This window comes from Pseudomonas sp. Marseille-QA0332 (genome assembly GCF_054950175.1).
This window is the reverse complement of record NZ_CM143106.1, coordinates 3,626,225-3,652,797: the sequence shown is the minus strand read 5'-3', so window position 1 is coordinate 3,652,797 and position 26,573 is coordinate 3,626,225. Positions and strand designations below refer to the sequence as shown.

At 63.5% G+C, this 26,573-nt stretch carries 26 protein-coding genes and 1 pseudogene; 16 read left to right on the top strand and 11 right to left on the bottom strand.

The annotated features are described in order from the left end of the window. The first annotated feature begins 94 nt into the window (after positions 1-94). From ACY8GK_RS16855 to ACY8GK_RS16845, 3 genes are all read left to right on the top strand, one after another. Positions 95-397, top strand: coding sequence for a hypothetical protein (locus ACY8GK_RS16855; protein WP_196175085.1), 303 nt, complete (start codon positions 95-97; stop codon positions 395-397). A gap of 71 nt (positions 398-468) precedes the next feature. Beyond that, the gene (locus ACY8GK_RS16850) at positions 469-714 is read left to right on the top strand and encodes a TIGR02647 family protein (protein ID WP_196175087.1); all 246 of its coding nucleotides are present in this window, start codon (positions 469-471) and stop codon (positions 712-714) included. Between the two features lie 154 nt (positions 715-868). Further along, positions 869-2,140 carry a class I adenylate cyclase gene (locus tag ACY8GK_RS16845; RefSeq protein ID WP_462401671.1) on the top strand — a complete coding sequence of 424 codons (1,272 nt, stop codon included), beginning with the start codon at positions 869-871 and terminating at the stop codon, positions 2,138-2,140. An 18-nt stretch (positions 2,141-2,158) separates the two neighbouring features. Here ACY8GK_RS16845 and rnk read toward each other — a convergent pair whose 3' ends face one another. From rnk to cyaY, 3 genes are all read right to left on the bottom strand, one after another. Beyond that, entirely contained in the window at positions 2,159-2,569 is a 411-nt protein-coding gene (rnk, locus tag ACY8GK_RS16840) for a nucleoside diphosphate kinase regulator (RefSeq protein WP_196175091.1), read from the bottom strand. Positions 2,570-2,775: 206 nt separating this feature from the next. Beyond that, positions 2,776-2,997, bottom strand: a complete 222-nt coding sequence (locus ACY8GK_RS16835; RefSeq protein ID WP_462401670.1) for a DUF1289 domain-containing protein — start codon at positions 2,995-2,997, stop codon at positions 2,776-2,778. Position 2,998: 1 nt separating this feature from the next. Beyond that, positions 2,999-3,331, bottom strand: a complete 333-nt coding sequence (gene cyaY / locus ACY8GK_RS16830; protein ID WP_196175095.1) for an iron donor protein CyaY — start codon at positions 3,329-3,331, stop codon at positions 2,999-3,001. A gap of 195 nt (positions 3,332-3,526) precedes the next feature. Here cyaY and lptM point away from each other — a divergent pair, with 195 nt between their 5' ends. Genes lptM through ACY8GK_RS16800 form a run of 6 tightly spaced genes read left to right on the top strand, consistent with a single transcriptional unit; the run spans position 3,527 to position 8,086 of the window. Continuing rightward, on the top strand, positions 3,527-3,679 hold the full coding sequence (gene lptM / locus ACY8GK_RS16825; protein WP_196175097.1) for an LPS translocon maturation chaperone LptM: 153 nt from the start codon (positions 3,527-3,529) through the stop codon (positions 3,677-3,679). 9 nt (positions 3,680-3,688) lie between these two features. Further along, entirely contained in the window at positions 3,689-4,936 is a 1,248-nt protein-coding gene (lysA, locus tag ACY8GK_RS16820; protein ID WP_462401669.1) for a diaminopimelate decarboxylase, read from the top strand. Positions 4,937-4,940: 4 nt separating this feature from the next. Continuing rightward, on the top strand, positions 4,941-5,771 hold the full coding sequence (dapF, locus tag ACY8GK_RS16815; protein ID WP_196175102.1) for a diaminopimelate epimerase: 831 nt from the start codon (positions 4,941-4,943) through the stop codon (positions 5,769-5,771). Positions 5,772-5,784: 13 nt separating this feature from the next. After that, on the top strand, positions 5,785-6,492 hold the full coding sequence (locus ACY8GK_RS16810; RefSeq protein WP_196175104.1) for a DUF484 family protein: 708 nt from the start codon (positions 5,785-5,787) through the stop codon (positions 6,490-6,492). Then, on the top strand, positions 6,492-7,391 hold the full coding sequence (gene xerC, locus ACY8GK_RS16805) for a tyrosine recombinase XerC (RefSeq protein ID WP_462401668.1): 900 nt from the start codon (positions 6,492-6,494) through the stop codon (positions 7,389-7,391). The genes ACY8GK_RS16810 and xerC overlap by 1 nt, the downstream gene beginning before the upstream one ends. Beyond that, positions 7,388-8,086: an HAD family hydrolase gene (locus ACY8GK_RS16800; protein WP_196175108.1), complete on the top strand. Its 699-nt coding sequence runs from the start codon at positions 7,388-7,390 to the stop codon at positions 8,084-8,086. Before xerC ends, ACY8GK_RS16800 begins: the two co-directional genes overlap by 4 nt. A gap of 73 nt (positions 8,087-8,159) precedes the next feature. On the opposite strand, the gene sutA is transcribed toward ACY8GK_RS16800, so the two are convergent. The 3 genes from sutA to glnK all read right to left on the bottom strand — a co-directional run bounded on the left by sutA (position 8,160) and on the right by glnK (position 10,679). Beyond that, positions 8,160-8,486 carry a transcriptional regulator SutA gene (sutA, locus tag ACY8GK_RS16795; RefSeq protein WP_196175110.1) on the bottom strand — a complete coding sequence of 109 codons (327 nt, stop codon included), beginning with the start codon at positions 8,484-8,486 and terminating at the stop codon, positions 8,160-8,162. A 488-nt stretch (positions 8,487-8,974) separates the two neighbouring features. Next, positions 8,975-10,297 carry an ammonium transporter gene (locus ACY8GK_RS16790; RefSeq protein WP_196175112.1) on the bottom strand — a complete coding sequence of 441 codons (1,323 nt, stop codon included), beginning with the start codon at positions 10,295-10,297 and terminating at the stop codon, positions 8,975-8,977. Between the two features lie 43 nt (positions 10,298-10,340). Next, the gene (glnK, locus tag ACY8GK_RS16785; RefSeq protein ID WP_196175114.1) at positions 10,341-10,679 is read right to left on the bottom strand and encodes a P-II family nitrogen regulator; all 339 of its coding nucleotides are present in this window, start codon (positions 10,677-10,679) and stop codon (positions 10,341-10,343) included. Between the two features lie 410 nt (positions 10,680-11,089). On the opposite strand from glnK, the pseudogene ACY8GK_RS16780 reads away from it, so the two are divergent. The 5 genes and pseudogenes from ACY8GK_RS16780 to ACY8GK_RS16760 all read left to right on the top strand — a co-directional run. Next, positions 11,090-11,332: pseudogene (locus tag ACY8GK_RS16780) on the top strand (accessory factor UbiK family protein); the annotation flags it as partial. A 30-nt stretch (positions 11,333-11,362) separates the two neighbouring features. Continuing rightward, positions 11,363-11,716, top strand: coding sequence for a gamma-glutamylcyclotransferase family protein (locus ACY8GK_RS16775; protein ID WP_462403035.1), 354 nt, complete (start codon positions 11,363-11,365; stop codon positions 11,714-11,716). Positions 11,717-12,447: 731 nt separating this feature from the next. Continuing rightward, a complete protein-coding gene (gene mqo, locus ACY8GK_RS16770; RefSeq protein WP_196175118.1) occupies positions 12,448-14,085 on the top strand; it encodes a malate dehydrogenase (quinone) in 1,638 nt (545 codons plus the stop codon). 329 nt (positions 14,086-14,414) lie between these two features. Beyond that, the gene (locus ACY8GK_RS16765) at positions 14,415-15,173 is read left to right on the top strand and encodes an EAL domain-containing protein (protein WP_196175120.1); all 759 of its coding nucleotides are present in this window, start codon (positions 14,415-14,417) and stop codon (positions 15,171-15,173) included. Between the two features lie 129 nt (positions 15,174-15,302). Beyond that, complete coding sequence (locus ACY8GK_RS16760) at positions 15,303-16,904, top strand: hybrid sensor histidine kinase/response regulator (RefSeq protein WP_196175122.1); 1,602 nt, start codon at positions 15,303-15,305, stop codon at positions 16,902-16,904. A gap of 52 nt (positions 16,905-16,956) precedes the next feature. Here ACY8GK_RS16760 and proP read toward each other — a convergent pair whose 3' ends face one another. After that, positions 16,957-18,462: a glycine betaine/L-proline transporter ProP gene (gene proP / locus ACY8GK_RS16755; RefSeq protein ID WP_196175124.1), complete on the bottom strand. Its 1,506-nt coding sequence runs from the start codon at positions 18,460-18,462 to the stop codon at positions 16,957-16,959. A 337-nt stretch (positions 18,463-18,799) separates the two neighbouring features. Here proP and ACY8GK_RS16750 point away from each other — a divergent pair, with 337 nt between their 5' ends. Then, a complete protein-coding gene (locus tag ACY8GK_RS16750) occupies positions 18,800-20,287 on the top strand; it encodes a YifB family Mg chelatase-like AAA ATPase (RefSeq protein ID WP_196175126.1) in 1,488 nt (495 codons plus the stop codon). A 166-nt stretch (positions 20,288-20,453) separates the two neighbouring features. Here the strand turns inward: ACY8GK_RS16750 and ACY8GK_RS16745 are convergent, their stop codons facing one another. Next, complete coding sequence (locus ACY8GK_RS16745) at positions 20,454-22,244, bottom strand: monovalent cation:proton antiporter-2 (CPA2) family protein (RefSeq protein WP_462401667.1); 1,791 nt, start codon at positions 22,242-22,244, stop codon at positions 20,454-20,456. Between the two features lie 183 nt (positions 22,245-22,427). Here ACY8GK_RS16745 and ACY8GK_RS16740 point away from each other — a divergent pair, with 183 nt between their 5' ends. Beyond that, positions 22,428-23,339, top strand: coding sequence for a LysR substrate-binding domain-containing protein (locus tag ACY8GK_RS16740; protein ID WP_196175131.1), 912 nt, complete (start codon positions 22,428-22,430; stop codon positions 23,337-23,339). 45 nt (positions 23,340-23,384) lie between these two features. Here the strand turns inward: ACY8GK_RS16740 and ACY8GK_RS16735 are convergent, their stop codons facing one another. From ACY8GK_RS16735 to amaA, 3 genes are all read right to left on the bottom strand, one after another. After that, positions 23,385-24,215 carry an alpha/beta fold hydrolase gene (locus ACY8GK_RS16735; RefSeq protein WP_196175133.1) on the bottom strand — a complete coding sequence of 277 codons (831 nt, stop codon included), beginning with the start codon at positions 24,213-24,215 and terminating at the stop codon, positions 23,385-23,387. An 85-nt stretch (positions 24,216-24,300) separates the two neighbouring features. Continuing rightward, positions 24,301-24,936 (bottom strand): isochorismate family cysteine hydrolase YcaC, encoded by a 636-nt coding sequence (gene ycaC / locus ACY8GK_RS16730; RefSeq protein WP_462401666.1) that lies wholly within the window; start codon positions 24,934-24,936, stop codon positions 24,301-24,303. 287 nt (positions 24,937-25,223) lie between these two features. After that, positions 25,224-26,510, bottom strand: a complete 1,287-nt coding sequence (amaA, locus tag ACY8GK_RS16725; RefSeq protein WP_462401665.1) for an L-pipecolate oxidase — start codon at positions 26,508-26,510, stop codon at positions 25,224-25,226. Positions 26,511-26,573: the final 63 nt, after the last annotated feature.

Sequence of the window (26,573 nt, the reverse complement as noted above, 5' to 3'; positions counted from 1 at the left end):
GGGGCTTTTCTGGCCAGCGCCGTGATGCTGTCGATGCTTGGGCAGTGCCCGCACAGCCGTGGCAAACCGAAACCATCATCCACAGGAGCAAGCCATGAGCGAGTCCAACGATGTCGACTACGACAACGAAGAAGAAGCCTTTGTCGAGGCGACCCTGACCGAGGCCATCGAGAACCAGATCGAAAGCGGCCAACCACCCGCCGCCAGGGCCACCTACAACAAGCTGAGCCTGGTCGGCTACGCCCGCGAAGATATCCTCAACCTGATGGCCCATGTGCTGGCGATCGAGATCGAGACCATGCTGGGCCAGGAACGTCCGTTCGATGAGCAGTGGTATGAGAGTGCTCTACGCGCGCTTCCGGAGCTGCCCCCCGAAGCGGACCAGGGCAACGCCTGAAAAGGCTGACTACACTTCTGACTTCGGCATCGGCAACGGTGCCCCGTCGTTCCCTGAAGTCAGGAGTCGCCATGTCATTCACACCTGAGCTGATCGCCGAACTGGAAGTCCTCGCCCTGTTCAACCTGGACAGTAGCCAGGAAGGCATCAAGGTCCACAGCAATGCCTCGCCCGCGCTGATCGCCGCCGCCACCCGCCTGCACGACAAGCAGCTGACCACCCAGCCGGACGGCGGCTACCTGACCAGCCTGGGTCACGATGCCGCCGAACACGCGCAACAACTGCTCACCATCCTGGCCAAGGTAGAGACAGCCTGACCCGGTCGTCTCGAACAGGCCGCTACCCGAGGTCGCTTCACGCGGCCTCGTCAGCGGGCCGCCAGTCGGTAAAATGGCGCCAATAATCCATTAGCCACTTATCCAAGCCTTGTACTCAGGTAAACTGCGCTGTCCCGCTCCACCTGAATACGCGATGACCCACCCCACCGAAATCTGTCTCGATCCGGACCAAGGCATCGATCGCGAGGTCCTGGCCGAATTACGTGCTCGCTTCCTGCAGCTCAACGAACGTCGCCTGGCACGTGCGCTGAAGGGCCTGTCGGCGCGCCGGCGACAGGTCCTGACCTTGCTGCCGTTGCTGCTCCACGTCAATCACCCCGCGCTGCCCGGCTACGTATCAGCCACCACCGCGGCCGGCGTGGCGGGATTCGAACCCGGCGCGCCGCTGCTCGACGCCGCGGCCCGCCTGGGCGGATCGCCTGATTGCGAAAGCTGGACGAGCGACCCGGCCCGACCCATCCATGGCCTCTACCTGATGGGCAGCCTTGGCACCCTGGCCCAGGCCGAACAGAGCGACATGGACCTGTGGATCTGCCATGCCCCGGACCTGGCGAAGCACGACCTGGCCGACCTGACCAGCAAGTGCCGGCTGCTCGAAGCCTGGGCAGCGAGCCAGGGAGCCGAGGCTCACCTGTTCCTGATCGAGTCACGCCGCTTCGCCCAGGCGGCAGGCACGGACGGACCGGCCATCGACAACAGCGACAGCGCCCGGCAGTGCCTGCTGCTCGACGAGTTCTACCGCACGGCCATATGGCTGGCAGGCCGCACGCCGTTGTGGTGGCTGGTGCCGGCCGAGCGCGAACGCGACTACCACGCTTACACGCAGGCCTTGCTGTCCAGGCAACTGATCCAGGCCGACGATCATCTCGACCTGGGTCACCTCGCCGAGCCAGCGCCGGGAAAGCTCGTCGAGGCCGCGCGCTGCCAGTTGCGCAAGGGCCTCGACTCTCCCTACAAGTCCCTGCTCAAGCTGCTGCTCGTCGAGGTCTACGCCACCGAGCATCCGCACGTGCGCTACCTGAGCCTGGACTTCAAGCGGGCAGTCTTCGCCGGCCCGCCCGACATCGACCGGCTAGATCCGTACCTGATGATCTACCGACGCATCGAGCGGTACCTGTTGGAAAGCGGCGATGACCGTCGTCTGGAGCAGGCCAGGCGTAGTCTCTACCTCAAGACAGGCCGGCGCCTGAGTGGTCGAGCCGGCCTGGCGCAAGACAACTGGCAATCCTTGCTGCTGGGCAGGCTGATCGAAGAATGGGGTTGGCCGGGCGAGCATCTGGTCGAGCTCGATGGACCAGGCCAACCTGACGCTGCACGGACCAACGCGCGACACAGACTGCTGCTCGATGAACTGGAGCACAACTATGAACGGCTGGTGCGGCTGGCCACGCCCCGGCCCGAATGACCGGTCTACACGTGCACCTCAAAGGTCGTAGTTGCCATCGGCCTCGGGTTGGTACTCCACCGCCAGCAGCGTGAGCTTGAGGGTCTTTCCGCCTGGCGCCGGCCAGTCGATCTGGTCACCCACCGACAGGCCGAGCAAGGCACAGCCGATCGGCGCCAGGATCGATACATTGCCTTCACGGCCGGCATCCTTCGGATAGACCAGAGTCAGGTGGTAATCCTTGCCGCTGGACTCCTCGCGGCAATGCACGCGCGAGTTCATGGTCACCACGCCGGCGGGCACCTGGTCATGGGCCACGATCTGCTCGGCACGGTCCAGCTCGTCCTGCAGGGCAAGCGCGCCGGGGCTGTCTTGCGCAAGATCATCGAGCAGGCGCTCGAGACGTTGCACATCCAGACGGTTGAGGATCAGCGAGGGACGGGTGCTCATGATGCGGCCGGACTCCTTGTTCACATGCAGATAAAGCAAGACCCCGCACCAGAGTGCAGCGCTGCCTGGATGAGCCGCCGCGACTGCGTGGGTCGACGACGATTCGAAGAAACAGCGCCACGCCCCGGAGCGGGGTCAGCGACTTGTTCGGCAGAGCCGAGTGAGCCCGACCCTACCACAGCCGGGCGAATACTCAAGCCCCAGCGTCAGCGCAGTTCGGCCTGCGCGCGCCGGGCCACCGCCTCGCGGCAGATCTGGCGCCTGCGCTCGTCATCGGCCGAGCGCCATTCACGAATATGCTCCACCGGGCGATGGCAACCGCTGCAGACGCGTTTGCTGTCCAGGCGGCAGACGCCCACGCAAGGCGACGGCACGGCCGGGCTGACATTGCTGTAGAGCGGCTTGGGCGCTTGGGCTTGGCTGTTCATTTCAGATCTCGTCGAAGTCCAGCTTTTCGCCGGCCCGCTCCCAGACGATTCGCTCGAGCATCTCGCCGAGCAGTTCCTCGCTCTTCTCGCAGACCCATTTGCCGCTTTCTTCGTCGTAGTCGAAGTGGAAGCCACCGGAGCGATCGGCCAGCCACAACTGGCGCAACGGCTCCTGACGGCTGAAGATCAACTGGCTGCCGTTGTCGAACTTGACGGTCAGCACCCCGGCGGAATTCTCCATGTCCAGGTCCAGGCCGCTTTCGTCGAACAAGTCCTCAAGGGCCTGTTGGGTGGCATCGACCAGATCGTGGAAGCGCGCTTCAGTCAAACTCATTGCAAGGACCTCGAAGATGGTTGCACAGATGCAAGCCGGGCAAGATACGAGCGCCGGGGCACGAATGCAAAGGATAACGTCCGCCAGGCGCCACCACAGCCCTTGCCCGCCAGGCGGGCCGGTCGCTGAATAGGCAAGCAGGCGACCGCTCGGTATACTCGGGCCCAATACTGCATATTTCGAAGGATTTCGCCAATGAAGCGCCTGATTTCCTCCCTCGCGGCGCTGGTCGCTGTTGCCTGCCTCGTATCGGCCTGTGGGCAGAAAGGCCCGCTGTACCTGCCTGACGAAGGCAAGGAAGGCCAAGATCACTCCGCCTCGCACCAGCACTCGCATCAGCACCAGTAAGGGACCCCAATGGACGCTTTCAACTACCGCGACGGCGAGCTGTTCGCGGAAGACGTGGCGCTGTCGACCATCGCCGCACGCTTCGGCACGCCCACCTACGTCTACTCGCGCGCCCATATCGAGGCTCGCTACCGCAGCTACACCCAAGCCCTGCAAGGGACCTCGCACCTGGTGTGCTTCGCGGTCAAGGCCAACTCCAACCTGGGCGTGCTGAACCTGCTGGCGCGCCTTGGCGCAGGCTTCGACATCGTTTCCGGCGGCGAGCTGGAGCGTGTCCTGGCCGCTGGCGGGCGTGCCGACCGAGTGGTCTTCTCCGGAGTCGGCAAGACCCGCGAGGACATGCGCCGCGCGCTGGAAGTGGGGGTCCATTGCTTCAACGTGGAGTCCGCCGACGAGCTGGAGCGCTTGCAACAGGTCGCCGCCGAGCTGGGTCTGCGCGCGCCGGTCTCGCTGCGCGTCAATCCGGACGTCGACGCTGGGACTCATCCGTACATCTCCACGGGCCTCAAGGAAAACAAGTTCGGCATCGCCATCGACGATGCCGAGGCGCTCTACGTGCGCGCCGCCCAGCTGCCAAACCTGGAGGTGATCGGTGTCGACTGCCACATCGGTTCGCAGCTGACCACCCTCGAACCCTTCCTCGATGCGCTGGACCGCCTGCTGTTGCTGGTCGACCGCCTGGCCGAGTGCGGCATCCACCTGCGTCACCTGGACCTGGGCGGCGGCATTGGCGTACGTTATCGCGACGAAGAGCCTCCGCAGGTAGCCGACTATGTCAAGGCCATCCGCGAGCGCGTGGGCGACCGCGACCTGGCGCTGGTCTTCGAGCCGGGCCGCTACATCGTGGCCAATGCCGGCGTGCTGCTGACTCGCGTCGAGTACCTCAAGCATACCGAGCACAAGGACTTCGCCATCGTCGACGCGGCCATGAACGACCTGATCCGCCCGGCCCTGTACCAGGCCTGGATGGGTGTCAGCGCGGTCAGGCCGCGCGGTGGCGAGGGACGGCCCTACGATCTGGTCGGGCCGATCTGCGAGACCGGCGACTTCCTCGCCAAGGCGCGCGTGCTCGACCTGGCCGAGGGTGACCTGCTGGCCATCGAGTCGGCGGGCGCCTATGGTTTCGTCATGAGCTCCAACTACAACACCCGCGGTCGCTGCGCCGAGGTGCTGGTCGATGGTGACCAGGCCCACGAAGTGCGTCGCCGGGAAACCGTGGCCGAGTTGTACGCTGGCGAAAGCCTCTTGCCGGAGTGACCCCATGCTGCTGCGTTTCACCAAGATGCATGGCCTGGGCAACGACTTCATGGTGCTCGACCTGGTCAGCCAGCACGCGCACATCCAGCCCAAGCACGCCAGGCAATGGGGCGACCGCCATACTGGCGTGGGCTTCGACCAGCTGCTGATCGTCGAGGCGCCGAGCAATCCCGATGTCGACTTCCGCTATCGGATCTTCAACGCCGATGGCTCGGAAGTCGAACAGTGCGGCAATGGCGCACGCTGCTTCGCCCGCTTCGTGCTGGACAAGCGACTGACCGCCAAGAAGCGCATCCGGGTCGAGACCAAGGGCGGCATCATCGTCCTGGAGGTGCGCAATGATGGCCAGGTCTGCGTCGACATGGGCCCCCCGCGCCTGGTCCCGGCCGAGATTCCCTTCCAGGCGCCGGCCCAGGCCGCGAGCTATCCACTCGAGGTGCAGGGCCAGCTGTTCGATATCGCCGCCGTCTCGATGGGCAATCCCCATGCCGTGCTGCGCGTGGACGACGTACGCAGCGCACCGGTGCAGGAGATCGGTCCGAAGATCGAGCATCACCCGCGCTTTCCACAACGTGTCAACGCAGGCTTTCTGCAGGTCGTCGATCGTCACCATGGCAACCTGCGGGTGTGGGAGCGCGGCGCCGGGGAAACCCAAGCCTGCGGCACCGGTGCGTGTGCCGCGGCCGTTGCCGCGATCAGCCAGGGCTGGATGGACTCCCCGGTCGCGCTCGACCTGCCAGGCGGGCGCCTGAGCATCGAGTGGGCCGGGCCCGGAAAGCCAGTATTGATGACCGGGCCTGCCGTACGTGTCTACGAAGGACAGGTTCGTCTTTGAGCGAGTAACCGCCATGACCGATCAGCCAAAGGCTTCCAGTGCAAGCGCCATCCTCGACACCGAGGCCGTGGTGGCTTATCTGCGGGCCAACCCGACGTTCTTCGCCGAGCATGACGAATTGCTCGGCGAGCTGCATGTGCCCCACCAGCGCGGCGATAGCGTATCGCTGGTGGAACGCCAGCTGAAATTGCTGCGCGAACGCAACATCGAGATGCGTCATCGGCTGTCACAGCTGATGGACGTGGCACGGGACAATGATCGACTGTTCGACAAGACCCGCCGCCTGATCCTCGATCTGCTCGATGCCGCCAGCCTCGAAGAGCTCGTCATGGCTGTCGAGGACAGTCTGCGCCAGGAATTCCAGGTGCCCTTCGTCAGCCTCATCCTGTTCAGCGAAAACGCCGCCTCGGTGGGCCGCTGGGTCAGCTCCAGCGAAGCGCAGCAAGCCATTGGCGGGCTACTTGGCGGCGATCGCCCGGTCAGTGGCAACCTGCGCGATCATGAGCTGGCATTCCTGTTCGGCGAGCAGCAGCGCACGCAGGTCGGCTCCAGCGCCGTGGCGACGCTGCAACACCAGGGCTTGCATGGCGTGCTGGCCATCGGCAGTCACGACCCACAGCACTACAAGAGCACGGTCGGCACCCTGTTCCTCAGTCACATTGCCGAAGTGCTGGGACGCGTGCTGCCCCGCTTTACCCAGACCTTGCGTCCGGTGCGCTGATGAACAGCCAGCTGGAAGCTTATTGCGCGTACCTGCGCAACGAGCGCCAGGTTTCCGAGCACACGCGCTCGGCCTATCGGCGTGACCTGGAAACGGTCATGGCCTATTGCGAACAGCAAGGCATCGGCAGCTGGAGCCAGCTGGAAATCCGGCAGCTGCGCCAGCTGGTGGCGCGCCAGCACCATCACGGCCAGTCCGCGCGCAGCCTGGCGCGACTGCTTTCGGCAGTGCGCGGCCTGTACCGCTACCTGATCCGCGAAGGCCTGTGTCAGCATGACCCGGCCAGTGGCCTTTCGGCCCCCAAGGGCGAGCGACGCCTACCCAAGACCCTCGATACCGACCGCGCCCAGCAACTGCTCGACGGTGGCGTGGACGACGATTTCATCGCCTGTCGCGACCATGCCATCCTGGAACTGTTCTACTCCTCCGGCCTGCGTCTGTCGGAGCTGACCGGACTCGACCTGGAGCATCTGGACCTGGCCGCCGGGCTCGTGCGGGTCTTGGGCAAGGGTGACAAGACCCGCATCCTGCCTGTGGGCCGCCAGGCTCGCGAGGCGCTGCAACGCTGGCTCAAGATGCGCGGCATCGCCGCTCCCCGGGACAATGCCCTGTTCCTGGGGCGCCATGGTCGACGGCTAGGCCCACGGGCCGTCCAGATGCGCCTCAAGGCGGCAGGCGAACGCGAGCTCGGCCAACACCTGCACCCACACATGCTCCGCCATTCCTTCGCCAGCCACCTGCTCGAGTCATCCCAGGACTTGCGTGCGGTCCAGGAAATGCTCGGTCATGCCGACATCGCCACGACCCAGATCTATACGCACCTCGACTTCCAGCACCTGGCCGCGGTGTACGACAGCGCCCACCCACGGGCCAAACGCAGCAAAGGCACAGACTCATGAGCATCAAGCTGATCACCTTCGACCTTGACGACACCTTGTGGGATACCGCGCCGGTGATCGCCAGCGCCGAGGTCGTCCTGCGCGACTGGCTGCAGGCCAACGCCCCAAACCTCGGCGGCGTGCCGGTCGAGCACCTGTATGCCATCCGCGAGCGCCTGGTGCAGGCCGAACCGGGCCTGAAGCATCGCATCAGCGCCTTGCGTCGACGCGTGCTGTTCCAGGCCCTGGCAGAAGCGGGCTACAGCGAGAAACACGCCCAGGCGCTGGCCAACGAAGGTTTCGAAGTGTTCCTGCATGCGCGGCATCAGGTCGAAGTCTTCCCGGAAGTCCAGCCAGTGCTGGAAATCCTGCGCCACCGCTACATGCTCGGGGTCATCACCAATGGCAATGCCGATGTCCATCGCCTGGGCCTGTCCGACTACTTCAGGTTCGCCTTGTGCGCCGAGGACCTGGGCATCGGCAAGCCAGACCCGGCGCCGTTTCGCGAAGCGCTGCAACGGGGCCAGGTACCAGCCAGCGCGGCGGTGCACGTGGGCGATCATCCAGGCGACGACATTGCCGGAGCTCAGCGTGCCGGCCTGCGCGCGGTGTGGTTCAACCCGCAGGGCAAGGCCTGGCAGGGCGAGCAAGCGCCAGATGCCGAGATTCAGCGGCTTTCACAATTGCCGGAGGTAATCGCGCGCTGGAAGCCGTGAACGCGTCTGGCCAGCCCTGGCATCCGACAAAAAAGCCCGCGACGACGGCGGGCTCTTTCGTTGGCGAAGCCGCTCAAATAGGGCGACTACCGTATTTGTTGTCAGGCTTCTTGGGCGGATCGGCGACGACGTTGGCTTCGACCTCCTGGATCTTGCCACCGCGAGCCAGGAACTCTTCCATGGCGCGAGCCAGGGCGTCACGTTCCTTTTGCTTGGCCTCCAGGCTGGGCATCTCGTCTACCGAGACGGCCGCCTTGGCCTTGCCCTTGGCAGCCGGAGCAGGGCTGTCATCTTCACCGGCGTCTTCGACACTGTCGTCAGCCGCGGCCTCGAGAGCCTCGTCGCCCTCGTCCTCGTCCCCTACTTCGAGGTCATCGTTTTCCAGATCATCGTCGCTCATGTTCTACCCCATGACGTGCGCAAAGCAGATTTTAGTTGGAGCCAGTGACGCCGTAGACCGGCGACCACCTGCAAAAATTCAATGGACTTCGGGGATCGCCAACGCCTGTCGCCACCCATGACACAAGATGGCCAGGCTGCATGACCTGCTCATTGCAGGCACCGACGCAATCCGGAGCCGCCCGGCATTCACCCACCCGGCTGCCATGCCGATACCGACGCAACCGGTGGTCACGGGACATGGCTTGGCCCCCTTCGGCGCGCATTCTAGCGCGCCCGAAGAAAAAGCAAAGCATCAGAAATACGCTGCGCGCTGTAAGTTTTGCGCACCTGTCGCGAATAGGGCAGGTAAACCGTTTCCGTTACCCGCAGCGACAATCCGCAGACAAGAAAATGCCCGGAAAACCGGGCAAAGAATCAAGCTCGAGCCACAAGTGCAATGACTATCCCCACGATCATCCTGCAGCTTGTTAACTCGCAGCTAGCCCCTCAAAGGTTGTAGCCGCGCTCGTTGTGCTGGGCGAGGTCGAGACCGACCGACTCTTCTTCTTCGTTGACGCGCAGTCCCATGACCACGTCGATGACCTTGAGGATCACGAAGGTCACGATGGCGGTATAGACCACGGTGAAAATCACACCCTTGGCCTGCACCCAGACCTGCATGCCGATGTCCTGTACCTCGCCGAAGCCACCCAGGGCCGGAGCGGCGAACACGCCGGTGAGGATCGCGCCGACGATGCCACCGACGCCATGCACACCGAAGGCGTCCAGCGAGTCGTCATAGCCCAGCTTGCGTTTGAGGCTGGTGGCGCAGAAGTAACAGACCACACCCGAGACCAGGCCGATCACCAGGGCGCCCATCGGGCCGACCGTACCGGCGGCGGGGGTGATGGCCACCAGGCCGGCGACCACGCCGGAGGCGATGCCCAGCGCGCTCGGCTTGCCGTGGCCGATCCACTCGGCGAACATCCAGCCCAGCGCGGCGGCGGCGGTAGCGATCTGGGTCACCAGCATGGCCATGCCGGCGGTGCCATTGGCGGCGGCGGCGGAGCCTGCGTTGAACCCGAACCAGCCGATCCACAGCATGGCGGCACCGATCAAGGTGTAGCCCAGGTTGTGCGGCGCCATCGGCGTGGTCGGATAGCCCTTGCGCTTGCCCAATACCAGGCAGGCCACCAGCCCGGCGATACCGGCATTGATATGCACCACGGTGCCACCGGCGAAATCGAGCACGCCCCAGTCCCACATCAGTGCGCCGTCACCGCTCCAGACCATGTGCGCGATCGGTGCATAGACCAGGGTGAACCAGACCGCCATGAAGATCAGCATCGCCGAGAATTTCATGCGTTCGGCGAAGGCTCCGACGATCAGTGCCGGGGTAATGATGGCAAAGGTCATCTGGAAGGTGACGAAGACCGCTTCCGGGAATGCCGCGGTCAGGCTCTCGGGCGTCACGCCGGCCAGGAACGCCTTGGACAGGCCGCCGATGAAGGAATTGAGGTTGAGTACGCCCTTTTCCATGCCGGTGGTATCGAATGCTAGGCTATAGCCATAGACCATCCACAGGATGCTCATCAGGCCAGTGATGGCGAAGCACTGCATCATCACCGAGAGCACGTTCTTCGAACGCACCATGCCGCCGTAGAACAGCGCCAGGCCGGGGATGGTCATGAACAGCACCAGCGCGGTGGCGGTCAGCATCCAGGCGGTGTCGCCGGCATTCAGGGTGGGGACGGTTTCCTCGGCCAGGGCCAGCCCGGGCATTGCGAGGGACAATAGGGCTCCTGGCCCCGCGATCTTGCGCAGAGTCATGTTGTTCTTCTCCTGGGGCTTTGGGGTTTGGTGAAGCGTTGGGTCAGATCGCGTCGGTGCCGGTCTCGCCGGTCCGGATACGGATCGCCTGCTCCAGATTGACCACGAAGATCTTGCCGTCGCCGATCTTGCCGGTGTTCGCCGCCTTGGTGATGGCGTCGATCACTCGATCCAGGTCGTTGTCGTCGATGGCGACCTCGATCTTGACCTTGGGCAGGAAGTCGACCACATACTCGGCACCGCGATACAGTTCGGTGTGGCCCTTCTGTCGACCGAAGCCCTTGACCTCGGACACGGTGATGCCCTGCACGCCGATTTCCGACAGCGATTCGCGCACGTCGTCCAGCTTGAACGGCTTGATGATGGCAGTGACTAGTTTCATGAAACTTTCTCCCGATTAGGTGGACTTGCCCCAGGAAAACAAACCCGTCTCAAGTCTAAGCGCAGCGCCTGGCTTTGTAACGCATCGTTGCCGGTATCCGGTTGATCGACGTGCACAGCCTGCCGTGCAGAAGGATCCTTGGAGCCTTGCCTGCACAGCTGCTGGTCCGTAGGAGCTGCATCGGTGCATGGCTTGAGCATGGCTTTGCAGGTTCCTTGCCAGCTCCATAAAAGTCTTTGGATACAAGCATTTGCTGCTTGGCGGGAGTCTTGGTCCAGCGTTGTCAGGGTTCAACCGCACACTTTCGGTGCGACCCGTCTGCTAAGAATGCGCAAAAAGCGTGCAACGGCAGCGGAAAAAATCGCCGTGCTACAATGATTTTCCATTACCGACCTGCGGAAGAGTCGATCATGCTTGCGCCAAAAGCCTTTCTCGATGCCATCAGCGACCAGGCGTCACGTCTGTTCAGTGGTGATACTGCGCAGCCGCGCGCCGAACTCGAAGGTCAGTTCAAGGCGCTCATGCAAAGCGCCTTCAGCAAGCTGGAGTTGGTGAGTCGGGAAGAGTTCGACAGCCAGATGGCGGTCCTGGCGCGCACTCGGGCTCGCCTGGAAACCCTGGAGAAGCAGTTCGCTGCCCTGGAGGAACGTCTTGGCAGTGTTTCTGGCACGCAGGCGCAGAACCTGCAACCCTCTGCCCTTTACCCGGTATGGCTGTTTTCCTATGGCACCTTGCAGGACAAGGCCGTGCAACTGGCCAAGTTCGGCCGCGAGCTGACTGGTCAGGCTGACAGCATGCCAGGGTATCGCCAGGATTGGGTCGAGATCACCGATGCCGAAGTCGTCGCCACCAGCGGCAAGAGCCGCCACCCGATCGTGTTTCCCAGCGGCAATGCAGAGGACAGCGTGAGCGGCATGGTCTTCCAGATCAGTGAAAAGGAACTTGCCGCCGCTGATGATTATGAAGTGGCGGACTACAAGCGTGTCGAAGTGACACTGGCTTCGGGGCTGACTGCCTGGGTTTATATTCGTGCCTGAATGGCCTAGGTGGCGACTGTACCAGGCCGCACCGACAGGTTCGCCGTGCTTCAGCACTATCGGTGGCTTTGGTCCCGCAAACAGCCATTGATAACACCAAGCACGACGCCTGCACCACACCATGTTTCACGTGGAACAATGCAATTAGCGCGCGCTGTCCTATGGAAGCTGTATGCGACGCATCTTGTATACCCTAGATTTCATCGCCCGGTCTGTACGACTGGAGCAGGTCCTCGCCCCCAGACCTGCCACTGAAAGCGACGTAGCACATGACTGATTCTGGTCACAGGAACGCGGCCTATGCCGCCAAAGTGCTCAGCGATCTGGCAAAAAACGATGATCGACGACCTGCAGATGGCGTAGCCTCGTCATGGGTGGCTGTCCGTTCCCCTGGCTCGACCAGCCGCGCCCTGAGGCAACCTGTCGTCTTGACCGCACCCCCTGGAATTTGATGGGGAGAATAATTCGGTTACAATAGCTGAAACGTTTCACAGTCCTTGCCTTCCTGGAAGGCAGGCGCGCGGGCGTTCATGTTGCTCAAGCCGCTGAATCCATCCAACAACAAGCCAGCGCTGAAGACATTACCCATCGAGGTCGATGCCATCGGCCTTACAAGACCACCAATCGTCCCGCTCGAACCGTCCGACCAGCCATGCTGCCCCCAGCATGGGTCGCCGGGTGTCGATACGAGCGAACGGCGGGTGGATAACGTACTGGTATTGGATTATTCAATGTTCAAGAAGGCAAGCAAGACCCTGCTGGGTCTGGCAGTCGTTGCCAGCTTCATGCAGGCACACGCTGAAGAGACCAGGAAGGTCGATGTACTGCTGGTAGGCGGCGGTATCATGAGCTCCACCTTGGGTATCTGGCTCAATGAGCTCGAGCCAGGCTGGTCGATGGAAATGATCGAGCGCCTCGACGGCGTGGCCGAGGAAAGCTCCAACGGCTGGAACAACGCCGGCACCGGCCACTCGGCCCTGGCCGAGCTGAACTACACCCCCGAAGACAAAGATGGCAAGATCAATATCTCCAAGGCCATCGAGATCAACGAGGCGTTCCAGATCTCGCGTCAGTTCTGGTCCTGGCAGGTACGCAACGATGTGCTGAAGAACCCGCACTCGTTCATCAACTCGACGCCGCACATGAGCTTCGTCTGGGGCGATGACAACATTCGCTTCCTGAAGAAGCGCTACGAGGCGCTGCAGGCCAGCCCGCTGTTCCGTCCGATGCAGTACTCCGAAGACCACGCGCAGATCGCCAAATGGGTGCCGCTGATGATGGAAGGGCGTGACCCGAACCAGAAGCTGGCCGTGACCTGGACGCCGATCGGTACCGACGTCAACTTCGGCGAGATCACTCGTCAGTTCGTCCGTCACCTGCAGACCAAGGACAACTTCGCGCTGCACCTGTCCAGCGAAGTGCAGGACATCTCGCGCAACAAGGACGGTTCGTGGCACGTCGAGTACAAGAACCTGAAGGATGGCAGCAGCAAGGCCACCGACGCCAAGTTCCTCTTCATCGGCGCCGGCGGCGGCGCGCTGAAGCTGCTGCAGAAGTCAGGCATTCCCGAGGCCAAGGAGTACGCGGGCTTCCCGGTCGGCGGTTCGTTCCTGGTCACCGAGAACCCGACGGTCGCCATGCAGCACATGGCCAAGGCCTACGGCATCGCCTCGACCGGCGCGCCACCCATGTCCGTCCCGCACCTGGACACTCGCGTCCTGGATGGCAAGCGCGTCATCCTGTTCGGCCCGTTCGCAACCTTCTCCACCAAGTTCCTCAAGCAAGGTTCCTACTTCGACCTGCTCAGCAGCATGACCCTGCACAACACCTGGCCGATGGCTCGCGTGGGTATCGACCAGTACCCGCTGGTCGAGTACCTCGCCGGCCAGCTGATGCAGTCCGATGACGATCGCTTCGCCGCCCTGCAGCAGTACTTCCCGCAGGCCAAGAAGGAAGACTGGCGCCTGTGGCAAGCCGGTCAGCGCGTGCAGATCATCAAGCGCGACGAGCAGCTCGGTGGCGTGCTGAAGCTGGGCACCGAGGTGGTCGCTTCCCAGGATGGCTCGATCGCCGGCCTGCTGGGCGCCTCGCCAGGCGCATCCACTGCAGCGCCGATCATGCTGAACGTGCTGGAAAAGGTGTTCAAGGACAAGGTAGCCACTCCCGAGTGGCAAGCGAAGATTCGCCAGATCGTGCCAAGCTACGGCACCAAGCTGAACGACTCGCCAGCCAAGGTCCAGGAAGAATGGAACTACACGTCCGAGGTCCTGCAGCTGACTCCGCCGCCAGTGATCGATGCTTCGGTCGGCACCTACACCGAACCGGCCAAGCCGGTGGAAAGCAATCCGGCCAACGACATGGCACTGTGATTGCCTGAGATGGTCCGCCACGCGTGGGGCCATTGAAGAAGTTGCATGAAAGCCATGCACCTGCTCGTCAGGTGCGTGGCTTTTTCATGTCAGCCGCCTGCCATTGGCGCGATGGCAAGCGCCACTCGAACAACCTGGCGCACGAAATTTCCAGACCCTCGGGGATATCCGCCAACCGGCACGCGTCATACTCAAGACTCATGACGCCTGGAGACGGCCCGACGACCCTGCGCTCTGAAGCAAGCGGTCCGAATGGAAGCTTCCTGGTTTTCCAACCAAACCAGGCACGCCGAACTAGACTCCCATCCAAGACCTACGCGGAACCCGACATGGGCGAACATTCAAACAAGCGAGCTTGCTCTTCCTGCAAGGATGGCACGGCACTGGACTTCGACTTCAGCATGGCTTTCCAGCCGATCGTGGATCTGCGCGACCGTAGCGTCTACGCCTACGAGGCGCTGGTGCGCGGCCTCGATGGCAGCGGCGCGATGGCAGTGCTTGGCCGGGTCAACCAGCACAATCGTTATGCCTTCGACCAGGCCTGCCGGATCAAGGCCGTGGAACTGGCCGCACGCCTGCAGATCCCTTGCCTGCTGAGCATCAACTTCCTGCCCAATGCGGTCTACCAGGCGGCCAACTGCATCCGCGCCACCCTGGCCGCAGCGCGGCGCTTCGGCTTCCCCACCGAGCGCATCATCTTCGAGATCACCGAAAGCGAAGAACTGGTAGACAAGGAACACCTCAAGAGCATCATCCACGAATATCAGCTGCGGCGCTTCAAGACCGCCATCGACGACTTCGGCGCGGGCTATTCGGGCCTGAACCTGCTGGCCGAGTTCCAGCCGGACATCATCAAGCTGGACATGGCGCTGGTTCGCTCGATCGACTCGGACAAGGTCCGCCAGGCGATCACCGAAGGCATTCTCGGTGTCTGCCGGGTGTTGAAGATCGAGGTGATCGCCGAAGGTGTCGAGACCGTGGCCGAGATGCACGAGCTGCGGCGCCTGGGCGTGAACCTGTTCCAAGGCTTCCTGTTCGCTCGCCCCGCATTCGAGACGCTGCCGCAGGTGGATTGGCCGGCCGCTTGACGCCTGTCGATTCCCAGCCTCAGGCCGAGAAAAGCAGCGCTGCTGGCTGTCCGATATCATGCATCCCTGGCAGCGCACCCGGGCGCCTCGAAAACCGCCAGGCAAACGCATCAGTTTGGAGACAAGTCGTTGACAGAATCGAAGACGCGGGTGAGCAACCAGGCCACCGGCAACCTTTCCCATCCTCAGAAAGACATCTTCTTCGCAGCCGTGGAAACGACCCGGATGCCGATGATCGTCACCGACCCCAATCGACCGGACAATCCGATCATTTTCGCCAACCATGCGTTTCTCGACATGACCGGTTACGATCTTGAGGAAATCATCGGACGCAACTGCCGCTTCCTGCAAGGGCCGGAAACCGATCCCGCGGTAATCGCCACGGTCAGGGAGGCCGTCGCGCAGCGAGTCGATCTCTCGACCGAGATTCTCAATTACAAGAAGGATGGCTCGACCTTCTGGAACGCCCTGTTCATCTCGCCCATTCTCAACGAGAAGGGCGACCTGATCTATTTCTTCGCCTCGCAGCTGGATGTCAGTCGGCGACGCGACGCCGAGGATGCCTTGCGCCAGGCACAGAAGATGGAAGCCCTGGGCCAGCTCACCGGTGGTATCGCCCATGATTTCAACAACCTGCTGCAGGTCATGGGCGGGTACATCGACCTGATCGGTACCGAAGCCGAGAAGACCAACCTCAACATCGACCGCATCAAGCGCAGCGTCGGCCATGCCAAGGCCGCGGTCGATCGTGCCAGTACGCTGACCAAGCAGCTGCTGGCCTTCGCCCGCAAGCAGAAGCTGCAGGGGCGCGTGCTCAACCTCAACCAATTGCTGAACACCGTCGAACCGCTGATCGAGCGCACCTTCGGTTCGGAGGTCAGCATCGAGTACGACCTCGAAAGCGGACTGCGCAACTGTCGCATCGACCCGACCCAGGCCGAAGTGGCGCTGCTCAATATCTTCATCAATGCCAGGGATGCCCTGATAGGACGCCCCAGCCCCCACGTATTCATCGAGACACGCAATGTCATCGTCCGCGACCTGGCGAGCATTTCCTACGATGGCTTGTTGCCCGGCAGCTACGTGAGCATCGCCATCACCGACAACGGCATAGGCATGCCGGCGAGCATCCGCGACCGGGTGATGGACCCCTTCTTCACCACCAAGGAAGACGGCAAGGGTTCGGGCCTGGGGCTTTCGATGGTCTACGGCTTCGCCAAGCAATCAGGCGGCGCGGCACGCATCTACACCGAAGAAGGCATCGGCACCACATTGCGTCTGTATTTCCCGGTGGACGATGCCAGCATCACCCATCAGGACCAGTTGAAACATCCCGAGCGCAAGGCGGGCACCGAGCGCATCCTGATCGTCGAGGATCGCCCGGACGTGGCGGAACTGGCGAAGATGGTGCTCGAGGACTATGGCTACGTGGCGGACATGGTGCTCAACGCCCGCGAGGCGCTCAAGCGCTTCGAAGCCGGCGAGCATTACGACCTGCTGTTCACCGACCTGATCATGCCCGGCGGCATGAACGGCGTGATGCTGGCCCGCGAGGTCAAGCGCCGGGTACCGCAGATCAAGGTGTTGCTCACCACCGGCTATGCGGAGAACTCCATCGAGCGCACCGACGCCGGAGGCTCGGAATTCGAGGTGGTGTCCAAGCCATGCATGCCGCATGACCTGGCTCGCAAGGTGCGGCAGATCCTGGACGGGCCGAACGGCATCGCCTGACGCTGCCCGTGGCCCTGGCCTGGTCGTTCAGGCCAGGGCCACAGGAACGACCTCACTCGTTGATGCGCGGATGCTGGTCCACCAGCAGCTTGCGCTTGGCCTCGAGCTCGGCGATCTGGGCGTCGATGTCCTCGATCTTCTGTTCGATGTTGTCGTGGTGCTCCTTGAGCAGCTCGCGGGCTTCATCGATGTCCGAGGCAGCCGGCGCCGCGCCACGCAGAGGCTTGTTGGCCGTCTCGCGCATGGTCAGGCCGGTGACCAGGCCGATGACTGCCACCACCATCAGGTAGTAGGCCGGCATCAGCAGGTTCTGGGTCGATTCCACCAGCCATGCTGCCAGGGTCGGGGTAAGGCCGGCGATCAGGATCGAAATGTTGAAGGCGCTGGCCAGGGCGCTGTAGCGGATGTGGGTCGGGAACATCGCCGGCAGGGTCGAGGCCATCACGCCGGTGAAGGAATTGAGCAGGATGGCGAGGATCATCAGCCCGGCGAAGATCAGCCCGAGCACATCGCTGTTGATCAGCAGGAACGCCGGAATCGCTAGCAGGAACAGGCCCACGCTGCCACCGATGATGAACGGGCGGCGGCCGACCTTGTCGCTCATGAAGCCCATCAGCGGCTGGATGAACAGCATGCCGATCATCACCGCGATGATGATCAGCACCCCGTGGTTTTCGCTGTAGCCCAGGTTGTGCGACAGGTAGCTCGGCATGTAGGTGAGCAGCATGTAGTAAGTGACATTGGTGGCGATCACCACCCCGATGCAGGTCACCAGGCTACGCCAGTGCTTGGTCGCGACTTCCTTGAACGAGACCTTCGGGCCTGCCGCGAGACCTTCGCGATCACCCTGCTCGAGCTTGTCCACATGCTGTTGGAAAGCCGGCGTCTCTTCCAGCGCGTGGCGCAGATAAAGCCCGATGATGCCCAGCGGCAAGGCCAGGAAGAACGGCAGGCGCCAGCCCCAGTCGAGAAACTTCTCCTCACCCATGATGCTGGAGATCAGCACCACTACCCCAGCGCCCAGGACGAAGCCGGCGATCGAGCCGAACTCCAGCCAGCTGCCGAGAAAGCCGCGCTTGCGGTCCGGAGCGTATTCGGCGACGAAGATCGATGCCCCGGTGTATTCACCGCCCACCGAGAAGCCCTGAGCCATCTTGGCCAGCAGCAGCAGAACCGGCGCCCAGATGCCGATCGAGGCATAGGACGGGATGAGCCCGATGGCGAAGGTACTCAGCGACATGATCACGATGGTCGCCGCCAGCACTTTCTGTCGACCGTACTTGTCCCCCAGCGCGCCGAAGAACAGGCCGCCCAGCGGTCGGATCAGGAACGGCACGGAGAAGGTCGCCAGGGCAGCGATCATCTGGACGCTGGGGTCGGCGCCGGGGAAGAATACCTGGCCCAGTACATAGGCGACGAAGCCGTACACACCGAAGTCGAACCATTCCATGGCGTTGCCAAGAGCGGCGGCAGTGATGGCCTTGCGCATCTTGGCGTCGTCGACAATGGTGATGTCTTTCAAACCTATGGGGCTGACGCGCTTTTTACGTATTTTCATGCAGGGTTACCTTGCGACTGTGAAGGCCCGCGCGAGGCGAGGCTTGATGCCAGGGCGCGAAAGCTGGCGCCGGAGTCGTCGTGCCAGCCATTTGCAACCTTTTGCATCTGAGCCGGAAAGTTTCCAAATAATTCAGCGAGGCGCGGTTTTTCCTCGTCCTGGAATCCGGGGGCGCTGCGTAGCCATGGTGCTGGCACGGACAGTCTGTCCATCGGCGCCCTAGCTCGCCAGACGCCCTTGAAAAGCCCTGATTCAGTTGTCGACCTCGCAAGCGATCCCGCTGGCCTATGCTTGCCCAGCCGCAGGAGCGGCCTAGTCAACGGATCACGGAGTGTCCATGTCTCTCGCCCTCGTCCATAGCCGCGCCCAGGTCGGCGTGCTGGCGCCCCATGTCAGCGTCGAAACCCACCTGGCCAACGGCCTGCCCAACCTCACCCTGGTCGGCCTACCCGAGGCCACGGTCAAGGAAAGCAAGGACCGCGTACGCAGCGCCATCGTCAACTCCGGGCTGGACTACCCTGCCCGGCGCATCACCCAGAACCTCGCTCCCGCCGACCTGCCCAAGGATGGCGGGCGCTATGACCTGGCCATCGCCCTGGGCATCCTCGCCGCCAACGGCCAGGTACCGGTGGCGAGGCTGGCCGAAATCGAATGCCTTGGCGAGCTGGCCCTGTCCGGCGCCTTGCGGCCGGTCCAGGGGGTACTGCCGGCGGCCCTGGCGGCGCGCGAGGCCGGGCGCGCCCTGGTGGTGCCGAGCGAGAACGCCGAAGAAGCCAGCCTGGCCAGCGGCCTGGTGGTATATGCAATCGACAACCTCCAGGCCCTGGTAGCGCACCTCAATGGCCAGGTGCCCCTGGCGCCGTATACGGCCAATGGTCTGCTCTGCCAGAGCCGGCCATATCCCGACCTCAGCGAGGTACAGGGCCAGGTCGCGGCCAAGCGGGCCTTGCTGGTGGCTGCGGCGGGCGCGCACAACCTGCTGTTCACCGGGCCACCAGGAACCGGCAAGACCCTGCTCGCCAGCCGTCTGCCCGGCCTGTTGCCGCCGCTGGACGAACACGAGGCGCTGGAAGTCGCGGCGATCCAGTCGGTCAGCGGCCAGGCGCCACTGAGCAGCTGGCCGCAGCGACCCTTCCGTCACCCCCATCACTCCGCCTCGGGACCGGCGCTGGTTGGCGGTGGCAGCCGCCCGCAGCCTGGCGAGATCACTCTCGCCCACCATGGCGTGCTGTTCCTTGACGAACTGCCAGAGTTCGAGCGGCGGGTCCTCGAGGTGCTGCGAGAGCCTCTGGAGTCGGGCGAGATCGTGGTCGCACGCGCCAAGGACAGGATTCGCTTCCCAGCACGCTTCCAACTGGTCGCGGCGATGAATCCATGTCCCTGCGGCTATCTGGGCGACCCGACCGGCCGCTGTCGCTGCAGCCCTGAACAGGTCCAGCGCTACCGCAACAAGCTGTCCGGCCCATTGCTCGACCGGATCGACCTGCACCTGACGGTAGCGCGCGAAGCCACGGTGCTCGACGATCGGCCCAGCGGCGAATGCAGCGCCGACGTCGCGCGCCAGGTAGCTGCCGCGCGGGCGTTGCAACAACAGCGCCAGGGCTGCGCCAACGCATTCCTCGAGCTGCACAAGCTACGCCGCCACTGTGCCTTGCGCGCCGAGGACCAGGCATGGCTGGAGAGCGCCTGCGAGCGGTTGACCCTGTCATTGCGTGCCGCTCATCGATTGCTCAAGGTGGCGCGCACCCTTGCCGACCTGGAGCAGGCCGAGAGGATCGCCCGGCCACACTTGGCAGAGGCGCTGCAGTACAGGCCGGGGGGATGACTCAACTGGCGGCGCGGCATGCGCACGGTGAGCGTGCAGGCCGCGTCGCCTTGGCGCGATACCCTACTGCGTGAGAAACAGCCTTGGATGTCGATTGACAGCTGCAAACGGCGCCGGCTCGCTTGTTCCACCTGCCTGATCGGCGCTCACGACTTTCACACGCACCTTAGCCGCGATCCATGTCCGATTCGAACAATCGCTGCAGCTCCAGCCTCGCCTCCTCGGTGGTCTGCGCCACCTTGGCCTTGTCATCGAGGATCAGATGCTGGGCTCGCAGCACTTCCTCGTCGTGCTCGGTGAAGCGCTGGATGCGGTCCTTGGCCTGTGCGTCGCTCAACCCCAGGCCGACCAAGGTGCGGCGGGTGATTTCCAGGCTGGAGTGATAGGTCTCGCGGATCGGTTCGGCGCCGACATCGACCAGCTTGTGGACATGCTGGCGGTTACGCGCCCGGGCCAGGATCTTTAGGTGCGGGTAGCGACGCTTGGCCTGTTCGGCGATGCGGGTAGTGGCATCCGGATCGTCCGTGGTGATGACCAAAAACTGCGCTTCGCCGACCTTGGCCGCATGGAGGATTTCCGGGCGCATCGGGTCGCCATAGAAGACCGGCACCTTTTCGAAGGTGCGGGTCATCTCGATCGCGTCGACCGAGGTGTCCAGCGCGATGAAGGGAATGTTCTGCGCACGCAGGATGCGCGCGACGACCTGGCCCATGCGGCCCATGCCGACGATCACGGCACGTGGCCGGTCACCATCGATGGCCTTGTAGTGCTCTGGCACTTCGCCAGTGGCCTGGGCGCGGCTCGACAACCGTGCGCTGGCCAGCAGCAATAGCGGCGTCACGGCCATCGACAGAGTGATGATCATCAACAGCAGGTCATGGGTCTGGCTGTCGAACAGCCCCTGGTCCTTGCCCAGCTTGAAGACCACGAAAGCGAACTCGCCGCCAGCGGCCAGGACCACGCCCAGGCGTAGCGCGCTGGCGCCACCAAGGCCGCCGATTCGACCGACCAGCATCAGCAAGGGCAACTTCACCAGGATCAGCAGCGCTGTCAGGCCGATCAACAGGCCTGGCATCTGCCATAGCAACCGCAGGTTGGCGCCCATGCCGACACTGATGAAGAACAACCCCAGCAGCAGGCCCTTGAAGGGTTCGATCTGCGATTCCAGTTCGTGCCGATACTCGGAATCGGCCAGCAGCAAGCCTGCCAGGAACGCACCCAGGGCCATCGAGATGCCTGCTTCTTCCATCAGCCAGGCAGTACCGATCACCACCAGCAGCGCGGTCGCGGTGGACACTTCCGGCAGGCCCGTGCGTGCCACGATGCGAAACAGGGGACGCAACAGGTAGCGGCCGCCAACGATGACGATGGCGATGCTGGCGAAGACTTTCAGACCATGCTCGAAACTGTCCTCGGTGGTGCCGGCAGCACTGCTGGCCGCCAGCAGGGGGACCAGGGCGATCAACGGAATGGCGGCGATGTCCTGGAACAACAGGATGGCGAAAGCCTGGCGGCCGTGGGGTGCGTTGAGCTGCTTGCTCTCGGCCAGGCTTTGCAGGCCCAAGGCCGTGGAGGACAGCGCCAGCCCCAGGCCCAGGACCAGCGCCGTGGACACAGGCTGGGCGAAGCCGAACAGGGCAACCGCGCCAATGACCGCACCAGTCAGCAGGACCTGCGCCAGGCCCGCGCCGAATACCGACTTGCGCATCAGCCACAGCCGCCTGGGCGACAGTTCCAGGCCGATGATGAACAAAAGCAGGACCACGCCCAGTTCGGAAATGTGCGCGACGCTTTCGGTATCGCGGACCAGGCCGAGGGCCTGGGGGCCGATCACGACACCGGCCAGCAGGTAGCCGAGCACGGCGCCTAGCTGCAGGCGCTTGGCCAGCGGAACGGTGATGACGGCGGCGACCAGGAAGATCACCACGGTCTGTAGAAGACTGCCTTCGTGTGGCATTGCTCGTGCTCCATGAGCTGCGCAGTGGCAGCGTTGCTGCGAGTAGGGATCCACGCCACCGCCTGGAATTCTGCTATCCAGCGCCTGGCGGACGAATCGCGTGGTTGCCATACAATAAAAAACGTGACGTTGCTGCGCTAGACTGCGTAAAACGCCCCGAGCGTTCCACCAGGAGAACGATGTTTGGAAGATCTCAATTCTCTCTACTACTTCACCCAAGTGGTCGAGCATGGCGGCTTCGCCCCTGCCGGCCGAGCCCTGGACATGCCCAAGTCGAAACTGAGCCGACGCATCGCCGACCTCGAGGAGCGGCTGGGGGTACGCCTGTTGCACCGTACCAGCCGGCACTGCTCGCTCACCGAGATCGGCCAGGCCTATTACCAGCGCTGCCTGGCCATGCGCGTGGAAGCCGAGGGCGCGGCAGAGATCATCGAGCGCAACCGCAGCGAACCCCGGGGCCTGGTGCGGATAAGTTGCCCGACGACCTTGCTCAACGCCTGGGTCGGGCCGATGCTGACGCGCTACATGGTGAAGTATCCATTGGTAGAACTGTTCATCGAAAGCACCAACCGCCGCGTCGACCTGCTTCACGAAGGGTTCGATGTCGCCCTGCGGGTGCGCTTCCCGCCCCTGGAAGACACCGACATGGTGATGAAGATACTCGGCAACAGCACCCAGTGCCTGGTCGGGCTGCCGTCCTTTCGCGAACAGTTGCCCGAGGGCTTCGCGCCGCAAGCCCTGGGCCAGCTGCCCAGCGTGCACTGGGGCGGCTTGCAGCGCGACTATCAGTGGGAGCTGTTCGATGAACAGGACCTGACGCGTAGCATGGTGATCGCACATACGCCGCGGATGGTGACGGATGACCTGTTCGCCTTGCGTCACTTCGTCCTCGGTGGGGTAGGTATCGCCCATCTGCCGCGGGTGGCGGTACGCGATGACCTGGCCACGGGGCGTCTGGTGGAAATGCTGCCGGGCTGGCATCCACGCTGTGGAATCGTGCATGCCATCTTCCCGTCGCGCCGAGGGCTGCTGCCCTCGGTGCGCTCACTGATCGATTTTCTGGCCGAGGCGTTCGCCGCCAGCGACATGGCCTGAGTCGCTGGCGTCTGCCGATGCGCGCCAAGCCGAGGCAAGCGCGCGTCAACGCTGGCCTTGGCTGGCAAGGAAGGCCAGCAGGTCCTCGCTCAGGCGAACGGCATGGGTCACCACGAAACCGTGCGGTGCGCCACCGTAGACCTTCAGTTCCGCGCCGGCGATCAGCCCGGCGGCTTTCTTGCCCGTGGTCTCGAACGGCACCACCTGATCGTCATCCCCATGGATCACCAAGGTCGGCACGTCGATCCTGGCCATGTCCGGACGAAAGTCCGTTTCGGAAAACGCGGTCACGCACTCGAGGGTGCCCTTGAGCGAAGCCAGCAAGGCGATGTTCAGGGTCTGGGCCTGGATACCTTGCGAAACCTGCTGGCCATGGTTCAGGCCGTAGAAAGTGCTGGCGAAATCGGCAATGAACTGCGCCCGATCGGCGCGCAGCCCTTCGCGAATACCGTCGAACACCGACTTGTCGACACCGTCCGGGTTATCCTCGGCCTTGATGAAGTACGGCGTCACCGCTCCCAGCAGGACCAGACCGGACACGCGCTCGCTGCCGTGGCGGGCGATGTAGCGCGTCACATCGCCGCCGCCCATGGAGAACCCGACCAAGGTGACCTCGCGCAGGTCCAGATGCTCGATCAGCTGGGCGATATCATCGGCGAACGTGTCGTAGTCGTAGCCATCCCATGGCTGGCTGGAGCGACCGAAGCCGCGACGATCGAAGGCAATGGCACGGTAGCCACGGCTGGCCAGGAACTCCATCTGCACGTCCCACATGTCCGCATCCAGCGGCCAGCCGTGGCTGAACAGCACCGGCCTGCCGCTGCCCCAGTCCTTGTAATAGATGGCCGTGCCATCGCGAGTGACTAGCGTACTCATGAGGTCCTCCTCAAAGGTGTGTCTGGGTCTTGAGTATGGCGTGGAAACAAGGTTCAGCCGCCTGGGCAGGCGGCTGGCCGGTTGATCAGCCTTGCCGCGCGGCGGTCAGCGCATCGTAGCTGGTCATCAGGTTGCGGTAGTCCGGGATATGGTTCGAGCACAGCGCGGCCAGACCCTCGACGTCGTTGCGCCAGTCGCGGTGCAGCTCGCAGGCCACGCCGAACCAGGTCATCATCTGTGCGCCGGCAGCACTCATGCGGGCATGCGCGGCGTCGCGGGTCATCTCGTTGAAGGTGCCCGAGGCATCGGCCACCACGAACACTTCGAAGCCCTCTTCCAGGGCCGACAGCGCCGGGAACGCCACGCAGACCTCGGTCACCACGCCAGCGATGATCAGTTGCCTGCGACCGGTGGCCTTGACCGCCTTGACGAAGTCGTCGTTGTCCCAGGCATTGATCTGGCCAGGACGGGCGATATACGGGGCCTCGGGGAACAGCGCCTTGAGCTCCGGCACCAGGGGGCCGTTCGGACCCTGTTCGAAGCTGGTGGTGAGAATGGTCGGCAAGTCGAAGAACTTCGCCAGGTCGGCCAACGCCAGCACGTTGTTCTTGAAACGGTCCGGCTCGATGTCGCGTACCAGCGACAGCAGGCCGGCCTGGTGATCGACCAGCAGGACTACGGCATCATCCTTGTTCAGACGGTTGTAAGTGAACTGGCTCATGGTCTGTGCTCCGCAAGGTTGTTTGGAAGGATCGACGCGTTGCGTTGATGAGCACAGATTAGAATCAACACCTTTGCGGGGGTAGAGGGTGAAAAATGGCTTTAGCGTTCCACAAATGGAACGGCAAACACGTTCTTGCAGTCCGCGTGTTTCTTCGTGAACGTTTCGCGAGCGTCCGAAAAGGGTCCAGGATTGGCCAGGCGAACACCGTTCTCGCCTTGTAGCGGCCGCCGCCGGTCCGGCACCCCGGCGTCGGCCGCTTCCACAAGCCCAGACCTTGCGAAAACTCAGAGCACGACCCGCAGGCACTGCCCCGCGTGATACAGCGAGAATCCGGTTTCGTAGAAGGTCGTTCGCAGTCGCGACACGCTGACGGCTTTCATCGGGGTGAACGGGATCGGCAGGCCCTCGGCTTCTTCCTTGAGCAGAAATTCGGCCAGCGCGCGTCCGACCACGGTACCGGTGGTGTTGCCACGGCCGTTGTAGCCGGTCACCGCCACCAGGCCCGGCGCGGGCTCGAACAGGCGCATGAGATGGTCCGGAGTGAAGTCGATGCAGCCGGTCCAGTGCATTTCCCAATCGACCTTGCCCAGGCGCGGGTAATAATGGTTCTGGATGCGGTCGGCCCAGCGACGGACGAACCAGGCCGGCTTGTTGTCGACCCGGCCAAGGCTGCCAAGTAGCAGGCGGCCCTGGTCGTCGCGGCGGATGCTGCTGAGCACGGTACGGGTATCCCACGAGCCCTGGCCATGGGGCAGCACCTTGTCGGCTTCGCTACCGTGCAGCGCAACCGATGCCACTTGGTAGTAGTAGCCTCGGAAGAACTGGCTTTGCAGTTTGCTCCAATCATGCTCGGTATAGGCGCCCGTGGAAATCACCACCTTGTCGGCACGCACCGACCCCCGGGCAGTCCTGACTCGCCAGGCCTGGCCCTCGCTTTCCAGCGACTCGACCGAGGATTGCTGGAACAGCTTACCGCCCAGACGCACCACGGCTTCGGCCAGACCTTGCGTGTAGGCCATGGGGTTGATGGTCCCGGCACGATGATCGAGCAGCGCGGCAGCGATCTTGTCGGTACCGCAATATGCTTGACAACGCGCCCCGCTCAGCAGCTCGACATTGGCGCCGCGACGACTCCACTGCTGGTGCCGGGCCTGCAGATCGGCCAGGCCCGTGGCGTTGTGGGCCATGTGCAAGGTGCCTTGGTGACGGGCCTGGCAATCGATGCCAAGCCGCTCGATCAGGGCGAACACCTCCCCGGGCGCATCGCCCAGGACCTGGTTCAGTCGTGCGCCCAGCTTGGGCCCCAGGGCCGCCTCGACGTCGTCGGGGCGAATCCAGGTCCCGGCATTGACCAGGCCGACATTACGCCCGGAACCGCCGTGGCCGACTTTCCAGGCTTCGAGCACGATGACCGACTTGCCCTGTTCGAGCAGGTGCAGGGCGGCGCACAGCCCGGTGATACCGCCGCCAATGACACATACGTCGGCCCGGTGCTCGCCGGCCAGGGCCTGGGCGGCCATGGCCGGCTTGGTGACGAACTCCCACAGACATTCTTGACGCAGTTCGGGCATGACCGACTCCAGCACTTTTGTTCTTGTTGCAGGTGCAGCGCGTTGAACATCGCCAGCTCCGCT